Origin of the sequence: Streptomyces sp. NPDC059037, from assembly GCF_042740015.1 — a bacterium.
Classification (GTDB): domain Bacteria; phylum Actinomycetota; class Actinomycetes; order Streptomycetales; family Streptomycetaceae; genus Streptomyces.
The window spans coordinates 18,336-29,359 of sequence record NZ_JBHYIG010000024.1 but is presented as its reverse complement, the minus strand read 5'-3'; the positions used below and the strand labels follow the sequence as shown (position 1 = coordinate 29,359).

Annotated in this window: 14 protein-coding genes; 12 read left to right on the top strand and 2 right to left on the bottom strand. The window is 72.4% G+C overall.

Annotation, left to right across the window (positions count from 1 at the left end; all coding sequences use genetic code 11):
* Positions 1-271: 271 nt before the first annotated feature.
* Complete coding sequence (locus ACFWY6_RS08065) at positions 272-532, top strand: hypothetical protein (RefSeq protein ID WP_384687404.1); 261 nt, start codon at positions 272-274, stop codon at positions 530-532.
* On the opposite strand, the gene ACFWY6_RS08060 is transcribed toward ACFWY6_RS08065, so the two are convergent.
* On the bottom strand, positions 489-1,712 hold the full coding sequence (locus tag ACFWY6_RS08060) for a threonine aldolase family protein (protein WP_384687403.1): 1,224 nt from the start codon (positions 1,710-1,712) through the stop codon (positions 489-491). The genes ACFWY6_RS08065 and ACFWY6_RS08060 overlap by 44 nt on opposite strands.
* A 147-nt stretch (positions 1,713-1,859) precedes the next feature.
* Here ACFWY6_RS08060 and ACFWY6_RS08055 point away from each other — a divergent pair, with 147 nt between their 5' ends.
* The 11 genes from ACFWY6_RS08055 (at position 1,860) to ACFWY6_RS08005 (ending at position 10,418) form a co-directional block, all read left to right on the top strand.
* On the top strand, positions 1,860-2,798 hold the full coding sequence (locus ACFWY6_RS08055) for a Rossmann-like and DUF2520 domain-containing protein (protein WP_384687402.1): 939 nt from the start codon (positions 1,860-1,862) through the stop codon (positions 2,796-2,798).
* Positions 2,795-3,796 carry a pantoate--beta-alanine ligase gene (gene panC / locus ACFWY6_RS08050; RefSeq protein WP_384687401.1) on the top strand — a complete coding sequence of 334 codons (1,002 nt, stop codon included), beginning with the start codon at positions 2,795-2,797 and terminating at the stop codon, positions 3,794-3,796. Before ACFWY6_RS08055 ends, panC begins: the two co-directional genes overlap by 4 nt.
* On the top strand, positions 3,793-5,505 hold the full coding sequence (locus tag ACFWY6_RS08045) for an L-aspartate oxidase (protein WP_384687400.1): 1,713 nt from the start codon (positions 3,793-3,795) through the stop codon (positions 5,503-5,505). Before panC ends, ACFWY6_RS08045 begins: the two co-directional genes overlap by 4 nt.
* Entirely contained in the window at positions 5,502-6,539 is a 1,038-nt protein-coding gene (gene nadC, locus ACFWY6_RS08040; protein ID WP_384687399.1) for a carboxylating nicotinate-nucleotide diphosphorylase, read from the top strand. Before ACFWY6_RS08045 ends, nadC begins: the two co-directional genes overlap by 4 nt.
* Before the next feature lie 7 nt (positions 6,540-6,546).
* Positions 6,547-7,353, top strand: a complete 807-nt coding sequence (locus tag ACFWY6_RS08035; protein WP_135330510.1) for a type III pantothenate kinase — start codon at positions 6,547-6,549, stop codon at positions 7,351-7,353.
* A gap of 102 nt (positions 7,354-7,455) precedes the next feature.
* Positions 7,456-7,794, top strand: coding sequence for a hypothetical protein (locus ACFWY6_RS08030; protein WP_384687398.1), 339 nt, complete (start codon positions 7,456-7,458; stop codon positions 7,792-7,794).
* Between the two features lie 84 nt (positions 7,795-7,878).
* Entirely contained in the window at positions 7,879-8,550 is a 672-nt protein-coding gene (locus ACFWY6_RS08025) for a hypothetical protein (RefSeq protein ID WP_384687397.1), read from the top strand.
* Between the two features lie 14 nt (positions 8,551-8,564).
* Positions 8,565-8,735 (top strand): hypothetical protein, encoded by a 171-nt coding sequence (locus ACFWY6_RS08020; protein ID WP_384687396.1) that lies wholly within the window; start codon positions 8,565-8,567, stop codon positions 8,733-8,735.
* A 169-nt stretch (positions 8,736-8,904) separates the two neighbouring features.
* Complete coding sequence (locus tag ACFWY6_RS08015; protein ID WP_384687395.1) at positions 8,905-9,312, top strand: BlaI/MecI/CopY family transcriptional regulator; 408 nt, start codon at positions 8,905-8,907, stop codon at positions 9,310-9,312.
* A 9-nt stretch (positions 9,313-9,321) separates the two neighbouring features.
* Positions 9,322-9,855, top strand: coding sequence for an amino-acid N-acetyltransferase (locus ACFWY6_RS08010; RefSeq protein WP_266863714.1), 534 nt, complete (start codon positions 9,322-9,324; stop codon positions 9,853-9,855).
* A gap of 224 nt (positions 9,856-10,079) precedes the next feature.
* On the top strand, positions 10,080-10,418 hold the full coding sequence (locus tag ACFWY6_RS08005) for an Lsr2 family protein (RefSeq protein ID WP_384687394.1): 339 nt from the start codon (positions 10,080-10,082) through the stop codon (positions 10,416-10,418).
* On the opposite strand, the gene ACFWY6_RS08000 is transcribed toward ACFWY6_RS08005, so the two are convergent.
* Positions 10,397-10,990 carry an SCO3374 family protein gene (locus ACFWY6_RS08000; RefSeq protein WP_384687393.1) on the bottom strand — a complete coding sequence of 198 codons (594 nt, stop codon included), beginning with the start codon at positions 10,988-10,990 and terminating at the stop codon, positions 10,397-10,399. The two genes, ACFWY6_RS08005 and ACFWY6_RS08000, sit on opposite strands and share 22 nt — an antisense overlap.
* Positions 10,991-11,024: the final 34 nt, after the last annotated feature.

The window sequence follows — 11,024 nt, the reverse complement described above, 5'->3', positions numbered from 1 at the left end:
GCGAGGCTGGTCCGCGTCCCTCGACCTGCGCCGCCCCGGCGTCCCCCCCCCCCCCCCCCACCACGGGCTTTGCGTGGGCGGTGGTCCCCCCCCCCCGCGACGGCGTGGGGTCGGCGGGCGCAGTCTGTGGTGAGCGGGACGCAGCAAGCGGGGCACAGCACCCCGGGACCTGCGCTTCCCGCGCCCTCCATGCCCTTCATGTGCCGACCCTGCTTCCCGTCGACCCATGAGTGCCCGATAAGTACCATTTACCCCGAGAGGCGAGGCCATCATGAGCATCACGCAGCAGTACCTCCTCGACAGCTACCGCGCCGCCCAGCACGACGAGCGCACCCCACCCGCCCCCGGTCAGCACGACTGGCAGGTCATCCGCGAGGTGCGCGACTACGGGCGCTTCCAGGCCGTCATCGAGGAACGCCCCGCCCACGGATGGATCCGGGCCGCCCTGGCCCGGCTCGCCCACTCCGTCCACCTCGGCCGGGGATCCGTCAGCCGGGGAGCCGGCGCACGAACTCCGCGACCGCATCATTGACGTCGTCGGCCGTCCACTCCAGGCCCGCCCCGGTCACGGTGACCTCCGTGACCGAGAGGCCGGGCGGGCCGTCGGAGAACCAGCGGCCGAACAGCAGGGTCTTGGTCTCCTCGGCCTGGGCGAGCGACGCCTCGGTCAGGACTTCGGAGTCGTACGGCAGCCAGACCTGGAACTGATGGGTGTGCGGCCGCTCCGGGTGCACGCGCGACCACGGCACCCCGGCCGCCGCGAACCCTTCGCGCAGCGCGTCGGCGACCACGCGCGCGTGGGCCACGTAATCGGGCAGCCGGGGCAGCGTGTGCTTCAGGCCGAGCAGCGCGGAAACGGCGGCCGGGAACTGCTGGAACAGCTGGCCTCCGTAGCGGTGGCGCCACACCCTCGCCTCCTCGACGAGCGTGCGCGGCCCGGCGAGCACGGCGCCGCTCAGGCCTTCGAGGGACTTGTAGAACGACACGTACACCGTGTCCGCGAGGGCCGCGATCTCCGTCAGGGGGCGGCCGAAGTGCGGTGTGCACTCCCACAGCCGGGCGCCGTCGAAGTGCACGACAGCGTCGCGTTCGCGGGCCGCCTCCACGACGGCTTCAAGCTCCTCCCAGGTCGGCAGGACGAAACCGGCGTCCCGGAGCGGCAGTTCGAGCATCAGCGTCCCGAAGGGCTCCTCGAAGTCCCGCACTTCGTCGGCCGTGGGCAGCCGCGGCTCCCTCGTCGGGTGGACCGTGCGCAGACCGCTCACCACGGAGAAGGCGTCCCCTTCGTGGACCTCGGGGTGTGCGACCGGGTGCAGGGCGACCGTCGCGTTGCCGGTGCGGCCCGCCCAGCAGCGCAGGGCGACCTGCTGGGCCATCGTGCCGGTCGGGAAGAAGGCGGCCGCCTCCTTGCCGAGCAGGCGCGCGACCTCGTCCTCCAGGGTGGCGACGACGGCGTCGCCGTAGACGTCGGTGGGGTCGTCCGGGCCGACGACCTCATGGGCCGCGGCCGCCAGGGCCGACAGGCGCTCGGCGAGCGGCACGACCAAGGGCGAGCGGTTCAGGGTCCGGGCTGCGCCACGGGCCGCCGCCGAGCGCCGGGCGCGCCCGTCCGGGTCCTGCGCGGAGCCCTCCGCGGGTCCGTCCCCGAGCGCTTCGGGCTGATGCCTGGGCTGTTCCTGGGGGCGCTCTTCTTCCGCCTCGTACGCAGTCATCCCCCGAGCATGGCCTGCCCGAGGCCACCAGTCATACGAATACCCACAGCCTGTGGACAGCCGAAGACGCGCCATGGACCGATCGCGTTAGCATGACGAGAAATCGTCCGGTACCCCGAGCGGACTGGAACGGGAAGGCGTCATCGCGTGAACGCACCTCATCAGCCAGACCCGCGGGACCGCCCCGCGAGGCTCACGGTGGGCGTCGTGGGAGCGGGCCGGGTCGGCCCTGCGCTCGCCGCGGCGCTCCAGCTCGCCGGGCACCGCCCGGTCGCCGCGTCCGGTGTCTCCGACGCGTCGGTGCGCAGGGCCGCGGTCCTGCTGCCCGACGTCCCCCTCGTCCCGCCCGCCCAGGTCCTGGAGCGCGCCGACCTGGTCCTCCTGACCGTGCCGGACGACGCGCTTCCGGGTCTGGTCGACGGGCTCGTCGAGACCGGCGCCGTCCGCCCCGGCCAGCTCATCGTGCACACATCGGGGCGGTACGGCACGAAGGTGCTCGAACCGGCGCTGCGGGCCGGCGCCCTGCCGCTCGCGCTGCACCCCGCGATGACCTTCACCGGCACGCCCGTGGACGTACAGCGGCTTGCCGGCTGCTCCTTCGGCGTGACCGCCCCCGACGAGCTGCGGCTCGCGGCCGAGGCGCTCGTCATCGAGATGGGCGGCGAGCCGGAGTGGATCGCCGAGGAGTCGCGGCCGCTCTACCACGCGGCCCTCGCGCTCGGCGCGAACCACCTGGTCACGCTGGTCGCCGAGTCCATGGAGCTGCTCCGTGACGCGGGCGTCGAGGCCCCCGACCGGATGCTCGGCCCGCTGCTCGGCGCCGCGCTCGACAACGCGCTGCGGTCCGGCGACGCCGCCCTCACCGGACCCGTCGCGCGCGGGGACGCGGGCACCGTCGCCGCCCACGTCGCCGAGCTGCGCAAGCACGCCCCGCAGACCGTCGCCGGATACCTGGCGATGGCCCGTGCCACCGCCGACCGCGCGCTCGCCCACGGACTGCTCAAGCCGGAGCTCGCCGAGGACCTCCTGGGGGTCCTGGCCAACGGCGCGGGCGGGGCCGGCGACACCGAGGGAGACAGCCGATGACCGCCCTCCTGCACACCGCCGACGCCCTGCGCACGCGCACACGTGCGGGCCGCCGCGCCGTCGTCATGACGATGGGCGCCCTGCACGAGGGCCACGCCACGCTCATCCGCACCGCACGCCGCATCGCGGGCGACGAGGGCGAGGTCGTCGTCACGGTCTTCGTCAACCCCCTCCAGTTCGGCGCGGGCGAGGACCTCGACCGCTATCCGCGCACCCTGGACGCCGACATCAAGATCGCCGAACAGGAGGGCGCGGACTTCGTGTTCGCCCCCTCCGTAGACGAGGTCTACCCCGGCGGCGAACCCCAGGTCCGCGTCAGCGCGGGCCCCATGGGCACCCGCCTCGAAGGGGCCACCCGCCCCGGCCACTTCGACGGCATGCTCACGGTCGTCGCCAAACTCCTGCACCTCACCCGCCCCGACGTGGCGCTGTACGGACAGAAGGACGCCCAGCAGCTCGCCCTCATCCGCCGCATGGTGCGGGACCTGAACTTCGGCATCGAGATCGTCGGCGTACCCACGGTGCGCGAGGACGACGGCCTCGCGCTCTCCAGCCGCAACCGCTACCTGTCCGCGGCCGAGCGGCGCACCGCCCTCGCGCTCTCCCAGGCCCTCTTCGCGGGCCGCGACCGACACGCGGCGCAGGAGGCCCTGCGCGCACGGGCGGCGAGCGCCCCCGCCACGCACGCGCGTGCCGCCGCCCTGAACGCGCTGGGGGAGTCCCGCGCCGCCGCCGACACCCACGCCGTCGCCCAGTCCGTCACCCCGGCCGTGCCCGGCGGCCCCGCGGCCGTCCGCGCCGCGGCCCGCCAGGTCATCGACGAGGCGGCCCGCCGCCAACCCCCGCTCGAACTGGACTACTTGGCGCTCGTGGACCCGGCCGACTTCACGGACGTGGGGCCGGACCACACGGGCGACGCGGTCCTCGCCGTCGCGGCCAAGGTCGGCGCGACCCGGCTGATCGACAACATCCCGCTCACGTTCGGAGCCACCGCATGAGTGCCACCGGAATACGGCTGCACGCCCCCGCCCCAGGCTGGTCCCTGGACGCCGACATCGTGGTCGTCGGCTCCGGAGTGGCCGGACTGACCGCCGCCCTGCGCTGCTCGGCGGCCGGCCTGAAGCCGGTCGTCGTCACCAAGGCCCGACTCGACGACGGCTCCACGCGCTGGGCCCAGGGCGGCATCGCCGCGGCACTCGGCGAGGGCGACACCCCCGAACAGCACCTGGACGACACGCTCGTCGCGGGCGTGGGCCTGTGCGACGAAGAGGCGGTGCGCACCCTCGTCACCGAGGGCCCCGACGCCGTACGCCGCCTCATCGAGACCGGCGCCCACTTCGACACCGGCCCCGAAGGCGCCATCGAGCTGACCCGCGAGGGCGGCCACCACCGCCGCCGCATCGCGCACGCGGGCGGCGACGCGACCGGCGCCGAGATCTCCCGCGCCCTGGTCGAGGCGGTCCGCGCGCGCGGCATACCGACCGTCGAGAACGCCCTGGTCCTCGACCTCCTCACGGACGCCGACGGCCGCACCGCCGGTGTCTCCCTGCACGTCATGGGCGAGGGCCAGCACGACGGCGTGGGCGCCGTGCACGCCCCCGCGGTGGTCCTCGCCACCGGCGGCATGGGCCAGGTCTTCTCCGCGACCACCAACCCGTCCGTGTCCACGGGCGACGGCGTCGCGCTCGCCCTGCGCGCGGGCGCCGAGGTGAGCGACCTCGAGTTCGTGCAGTTCCACCCCACGGTGCTCTTCCTGGGGGCGGACGCGGAGGGCCAGCAGCCGCTGGTCTCCGAAGCCGTCCGGGGCGAGGGCGCGCACCTCGTGGACGCCGACGGCGTGCGCTTCATGGTCGGCCAGCACGAACTCGCCGAGCTCGCGCCCCGCGACATCGTCGCCAAGGGCATCACGCGCCGCATGCAGGAACAGGGCGCCGATCACATGTACTTGGACGCCCGCCACTTCGGCGCCGACATGTGGGCGAGCCGCTTCCCGACGATCCTCGCCGCCTGCCGTGCCCACGGCATCGACCCGGTGACCGAGCCCATCCCCGTCGCCCCGGCCGCGCACTACGCCTCCGGCGGCGTCCGCACCGACCCGCACGGCCGCACCACGGTCCCGGGTCTGTACGCCTGCGGAGAGGTCGCCTGCACGGGCGTGCACGGCGCCAACCGCCTCGCCTCCAACTCCCTCCTGGAGGGCCTGGTCTACGCCGAGCGCATCGCCGCGGACATCGCCGCGCGCCACGCGGATAACGCCCTCCACGCGCGCGTGCCCGCGCCGGTGTCCCACCCCGACACCCCCGAGCACCCCCTGCTGCCGCCCGAGGCCCGCTTCACCATCCAGCGCGTCATGACCGACGGCGCCGGAGTGCTCAGGTCCGCCGACTCCCTCTCCGAGGCCGCGGCCCGGCTGGCCCGCGTCCACGCCGAAGCCGCGGGCGCGCTCGCCGAGGACGGCAAGACCGCCGAGCCCGGCGTCGACACGTGGGAGACCACCAACCTCCTGTGCGTGGCCCGCGTCCTGGTCGCCGCCGCGCAGCGCCGCGAGGAGACCCGCGGCTGCCACTGGCGCGAGGACCACGCCGACCGCGACGACGCGGCCTGGCGGCGCCACATCGTCGTACGCCTCAACGCGGACCGGACGCTGGCCGCGTCGACGACCGAGACCCCCGACTTCCCCCCGACGACGAGACTTCAGGAGAAGTGACCGTGAGCAGCACCCCCGACCTCCCCATCGCCCCCGTCGGCGGCTGCGGCGACGCCTGCGGCTGCGGCGGAGACGACGCCTACGACCCCATGGAGTGCGGCCTCGACCCCGCCCTGGCGCAGCTCCTGGCCGACGCCGGGCTCGACCCCGTCCAGGTCGAGGACATCGCGCACATGGCGGTCTCGGAGGACCTGGACGGCGGCGTGGACGTCACCTCGGTCGCCACGATCCCCGAAGAGGCCGTCGCCACCGGCGACTTCACCGCGCGCGAGGCCGGCACGGTCGCGGGCCTGCGCGTCGCCGAGGCGGTCATCTCCCTCGTCTGCACGGACACCTTCGAGGTCGAGCGGCACGTCGAGGACGGCGAGCGGGTCGAGGCGGGCGATGTGCTGCTCAGCGTCACCACCCGCACCCGCGACCTGCTCACCGCCGAGCGCAGCGCGCTCAACCTCCTGTGCCGCCTCTCCGGGATCGCGACCGCCACGCGCGCGTGGGCCGACGCACTCGACGGCACGAACGCCAAGGTCCGCGACACCCGCAAGACGACGGCCGGACTGCGCGCCCTGGAGAAGTACGCGGTCCGCATGGGCGGCGGCGTCAACCACCGCATGTCGCTCTCGGACGCGGCCCTGGTGAAGGACAACCACGTGGTGGCCGCCGGCGGCGTGGAGCAGGCCTTCAAGGCCGTACGCGAGGCCTTCCCCGACCTGGCCGTGGAGGTCGAGGTCGACACGCTCCACCAGCTACGCGAGGTCGTGGACGCGGGCGCCGACCTGATCCTCCTCGACAACTTCACGCCGGGCGAGACCGAGGAGGCCGTGGCGATCGTGCACGGCCGCGCGATCCTGGAGTCCTCCGGCCGCCTCACCCTGGAGAACGCCCGCGCGTACGCGGACACGGGCGTCGACTTCCTCGCCGTGGGCGCCCTCACCCACTCCTCCCCGATCCTGGACATCGGCCTCGACCTGCGCCCGCCCGTCTCCCACCACCCTTCCAAGGAAGCGCTTCGCGCACTTTCTGATGGTACGGAGTGACGACGACATGCTGCTGACCATCGACGTCGGAAACACCCACACCGTCCTCGGCCTCTTCGACGGCGAGGAGATCGTCGAGCACTGGCGCATCTCCACCGACGCCCGCCGCACCGCCGACGAGCTCGCCGTGCTGCTCAACGGCCTGATGGGCATGCACCCGCTGCTCGGCGACGAGCTGGGCGACGGCATCGACGGCATCGCCATCTGCTCGACGGTCCCCTCCGTCCTGCACGAACTGCGCGAGGTCACAAGGCGCTACTACGGAGACGTGCCCGCCGTCCTCGTGGAGCCCGGCATCAAGACCGGCGTGCCGATCCTCATGGACAACCCCAAGGAGGTCGGCGCCGACCGCATCATCAACGCGGTCGCCGCGGTCGAGCTCTACGGAGGACCCGCCATCGTCGTCGACTTCGGTACGGCGACGACGTTCGACGCGGTCTCCGCGCGCGGCGAGTACACCGGCGGCGTCATCGCCCCCGGCATCGAGATCTCCGTCGAGGCGCTCGGCGTACGCGGCGCGCAGCTCCGCAAGATCGAGCTGGCCCGGCCGCGCAGCGTCATCGGCAAGAACACCGTGGAGGCCATGCAGTCGGGCATCCTGTACGGCTTCGCGGGCCAGGTCGACGGTGTCGTACAGCGCATGGCGCGCGAACTGGCGGGCCCCGGCGGTGATCCGGACGATGTCACGGTCATCGCGACCGGCGGCCTCGCGCCCATGGTGCTCGGCGAGGCCTCGGTCATCGACGAGCACGAGCCGTGGCTGACCCTGATCGGCCTGCGGCTGGTCTACGAGCGCAATGTTTCGCGTAGTTGACCGTTTCCGCACCTGAGCGGGGTTGCGCACACAACCCTCCGCCCCATACAAGAGTCTGCGCAGGGACGGGAGTTGGGCGGGTGTCTAGTGGGCGTGGGGCAAATGGGGCGTAGCGGAAGAGCGGCCGCGGCAGTGGCGGCCGCGGTGCTGATCGGGCTCGCGGGACCGGCAGGGACGGCCGCCGCGGTCCACGCGGTGCCCCCGGCCCCGGCCTCGATCGTGACCACGGTCCAGGCCGAAGGACCCGGCACGGCCACCGCCACGCGCACCGCGGGTACCACCAACACCCCCGAAGTCCCTGAGGCCTCCGCATCCCCCGTCCCCGACGGCACCATGGCGGACACCGGCGCAGGCGTCCTCCCCTGGATCGCCCTCGCCGGGGCCGCGGCGCTCGGAGTCGGCGCGGTCGCCTTCGCGATGGTCCGCCGCCGCGCGGACTGACCCCGCGGGCCGGCCCCCGAGCCAAGCCACGCCAAGGATTGGCGTTAAGCCGATTTTGTCCGTTATTGAGCGTATCGTCGGCTCATGCCCACGCCATACGGATCCCGCGGCGGCATGGCCTTCAGTGCGGAGGAGCTGCGTGTGCTCCGCCGCGCCCTGGCCCTCGCCCTGCATCCCAGCCCCGTCTCCGACGAGGACGTCCAGGACTGCCTCCGTCTCGCCGACTCCGTCGACGAGGCGGCGCGCGAGGGCGCCAGACTCCGCGCCTTCCTGCTGGCCGACCTCGCCCGCTACCGGGCGGCCCTGCCCGGCACCGCGACCGGCTACCTCGCGCTCCTGGAGGACGTCATCGGCGCCGGCCACCAGCCGGGCCCCGACGACCTCGCCGCGCTGCGAGCGCTGCGCGGCAACCCGGTCGCCGCCGCCCTCCTGGAACGCTGCCGCGCCCTCGCCGAACGCGACGTACGCGCCCGTCTGTCGGGGCGTGCGGCCGTGGAGACCAAGGCCGCCCCGCGTCCCCGCGTCCCCGCGTCGCGCACACGCCTGCTCGCCCTCCCCGGCGGCCGCGGCGACGCGGAGCGTCCCGAGGCGCCCAAGCCCAAGTCCCCGGCGGCCCCGGCCCGCCGGCCTGCCGCCCCCGAGCCGGGCCGCCCCGTGCCGACCCCGGCCGAGGTCTTCCCGCCCAAGCGCCGCCCGGCGGACCCGGCGGCTCCGGCAAATCCGGCGGACCCGGCGCACCGGCTCGTGGCGGGCTAGCTACTCTGGGGGGCATGGACTACGTCTCCGCGCTCCTGCCCCCCGTAGTGATGGCCGTGTTCTTCACCGGTCTCATCGTGACGATCGTGAAGACCCAGGGCGGCGCCAACAAGGCCAAGGAGGACGCGGCCGTCGACGCCGCGATCACCCGCGCCGAGGGCGTCCGGCAGTCTCCGCGGCCCTGACCTCGGCAGACTCCTTCCGGTGACCTCGGGTCACCCCTCGCACACGCACGGCGTACGACTCGCTCACATTCCGAGTCGTACGCCCTTTTTGTTGGGTAAATGACGCCTCCGCCACGTCCGTCATGGCATTAGTGACATCTCCCACTATTGTTCTGGTGTGCCTCGCCCCTTGGGAGAACTCGAAGACTCAGTCATGACACGGGTGTGGAAGTGGAACCGCCCCGTGACCGTTCGGGAAGTCCTTGAAGACCTTCAGCAGGAACGGTCCATCGCCTACACCACTGTCATGACCGTTTTGGACAATCTCCATCAGAAGGGCTGGGTGCGCCGTGAAGCGGAAGGCCGCGCCTATCGATATGAGGCGGTCTCCACTCGGGCCGCCTACGCGGCCGCACTGATGAACGAAGCATGGTCCCAGAGCGACAACCCCGCGGCCGCTCTTGTCGCGTTCTTCGGCATGATGTCGGAGGAACAGCGCGAAGCGCTCAGCGATGCGATGCGCATCGTTCAGGGGCCGAACGTTCAGGCACCGAACCCGCCGAACCCCGACGCGGCGGAGGGCGAAGCAGAACGATAGCGTCCGGTCATGCCAGCAGAACCCCCTGAACTCAGCGCAAAAGCAGTCTCCGTACGCAGGGCGCGCACCGCCGATGTCCCGGCCGTGCGCGACCTCCTCGACTCCTACACCCGCCAGGGGATCCTGCTCGACAAAGCGACCGTCGCTCTTTACGAGTCGATCCAGGAGTTCTGGGTAGCGGAACGCGACGACAACGCCGAGGTCGTCGGCTGCGGCGCCCTGCATGTGATGTGGGAAGACCTCGCGGAAGTGCGCACACTCGCGGTGAAGCCCGATGTCAAGGGCGTCGGAGTGGGGCATCAGGTGTTGGGGAAGTTGCTGCAGACCGCCCGCTGGCTCGGTGTCCGGCGGGTTTTCTGTCTCACCTTCGAAGTCGACTTCTTCGCGAAGCACGGCTTCGTGGAGATCGGTGAGACGCCGGTCGACGGAGATGTCTACAGCGAGCTGCTGCGTTCCAATGACGAGGGTGTCGCCGAGTTCCTCGGCCTCGAACGAGTGAAACCGAACACCTTGGGCAACAGCCGGATGCTTCTGCATCTGTGATCGTCGCTGCGTATTCCGAACGCCTGCTGCCCCGGTTCCCTATGTCCGAAACGCGCATGTTTCCTGGGTTCTCGGGGTCCCCAGTCTCTCCCGGGGGTTTGTGTTTTTCCAGCAAAAGCGGTTTGCTTTCCGATGTACTGCAGTACTGCATATAACAGGGGGCGGCGATTCAGCGGCTCACGCCGCACGGTCCGGCCCTGAAGTTATCGATGAAAGGAAATCCGGTGGCACAGAAGGTTCAGGTCCTTCTTGTCGATGACCTCGACGGTGGCGAGGCGGACGAGACGGTGACGTTCGCGCTGGACGGCAAGTCGTACGAGATTGACCTCACCACTGCGAACGCGGACAAGCTCCGCGGTCTTCTTGAGCCTTACCTCAAGGGTGGTCGTCGTACCGGTGGCCGTGGTTCGGCCGGGCGCGCCAAGGCCCGCGCCGCTGCCACGAGCGGCGGTCAGGACACCGCGGCGATTCGCGCCTGGGCGAAGGAGAACGGTTTCGAGGTCAATGACCGCGGCCGCGTCCCCGCGTCCATCCGCGAGGCCTACGAGAAGGCCAACGGCTGACGACGGCCCCGTCGCAGGCGGACCCGGTGGCACTGCGTTGCCGCCGTGTCCACAAGTCGTACGAGACCGGAGCCCACGGCGGGGTCGCTGTGGGGCACGGTGCCACCCCCCACGCGGTACAGGGACGGCAGTGCCGGCAGCGTCGGCTCCACCTCGCACCCGGGCTCTGGGGGGCGCAGCCAGACGGCCGCCCCCCGCGAGCCGGACCACCCCGGGGGCGTGGGCGCATCGGTCCGCCCACCCGCCCCGACGGCTGTGAGCTCCAGCGGGATGTCACCCCACTCCAGCCACTCCAGGAGCCCCGGCAGTTCCTCGGCGCTCCCCGCGGCCACGAAGAGCCGCATCGTTTCCCCGCGCAGTGCCACCGGAGCCTTCGGCCCGAGATGCCGCAGCGCGGCGAAGCCGGCCTCCGCGGGAAGTTCGAGCACATCGAAGCGCAGCCCCGTGAGCAGCCGCACCGGCAGCCCCGGGCGCCGGTCCTCGGTCGCCCAGCCGAGTTCGTTCTCGTACCACTGACGCACCGGATCGCTCTGCTCGTACGGCAGGCGGGGCTGGGGAACGGTGAGGGCCATGTCTGAGCAACCGCCCGACGGACCGGTGGGTTAC

Bases quoted from the DNA above. Each gene is read 5' to 3' on its own strand.
- ACFWY6_RS08065 (WP_384687404.1), top strand. From the start codon at position 272: ATGAGCATCACGCAGCAGTACCTCCTCGACAGCTACCGCGCCGCCCAG.
- ACFWY6_RS08060 (WP_384687403.1), bottom strand. From the start codon at position 1,712: ATGACTGCGTACGAGGCGGAAGAAGAGCGCCCCCAGGAACAGCCCAGG.
- panC (WP_384687401.1), top strand. From the start codon at position 2,795: ATGACCGCCCTCCTGCACACCGCCGACGCCCTGCGCACGCGCACACGT.
- ACFWY6_RS08045 (WP_384687400.1), top strand. From the start codon at position 3,793: ATGAGTGCCACCGGAATACGGCTGCACGCCCCCGCCCCAGGCTGGTCC.
- ACFWY6_RS08035 (WP_135330510.1), top strand. From the start codon at position 6,547: ATGCTGCTGACCATCGACGTCGGAAACACCCACACCGTCCTCGGCCTC.
- ACFWY6_RS08030 (WP_384687398.1), top strand. From the start codon at position 7,456: ATGGGGCGTAGCGGAAGAGCGGCCGCGGCAGTGGCGGCCGCGGTGCTG.
- ACFWY6_RS08025 (WP_384687397.1), top strand. From the start codon at position 7,879: ATGCCCACGCCATACGGATCCCGCGGCGGCATGGCCTTCAGTGCGGAG.
- ACFWY6_RS08020 (WP_384687396.1), top strand. From the start codon at position 8,565: ATGGACTACGTCTCCGCGCTCCTGCCCCCCGTAGTGATGGCCGTGTTC.
- ACFWY6_RS08010 (WP_266863714.1), top strand. From the start codon at position 9,322: ATGCCAGCAGAACCCCCTGAACTCAGCGCAAAAGCAGTCTCCGTACGC.
- ACFWY6_RS08000 (WP_384687393.1), bottom strand. From the start codon at position 10,990: ATGGCCCTCACCGTTCCCCAGCCCCGCCTGCCGTACGAGCAGAGCGAT.